Raw genomic sequence first — 323 nt, forward strand, 5'->3', positions numbered from 1 at the left:
ATCGTCGCGGACACGATCACGGTCGAGACGCGCCGCGCCGGTTTGCCCGCCTCCGAAGGCGTGCGCTGGGTCAGCTCAGGCCAGGGCGACTTCGAGGTAGAGACCATCGAGCGCGCCGCGCGCGGCACCACGATCACGCTCCACTTGCGCGCGGACGAGGACGAACTGCTGTCGTCGCATCGGCTCAAGTCGATCATTCAGCGCTATTCGGACCACGTCGCGCTGCCCATCCTGATGAAAAAGGAAGAGTGGGACGCGGAAAAGAGCGCGATGGTCACGAAAGACGAGGACGAGACCGTCAACCAGGCGAGCGCGCTGTGGAC

The 323-nt window shown here is 65.0% G+C and carries 1 pseudogene; it reads left to right on the top strand.

Annotated elements, in window-relative coordinates:
- Positions 1 to 323, top strand: a pseudogene (locus EN859_RS36470) (molecular chaperone HtpG); the annotation flags it as partial.

The sequence above is a fragment of the Mesorhizobium sp. M00.F.Ca.ET.216.01.1.1 genome (genome assembly GCF_004010325.2).
Lineage (GTDB): Bacteria > Pseudomonadota > Alphaproteobacteria > Rhizobiales > Rhizobiaceae > Mesorhizobium.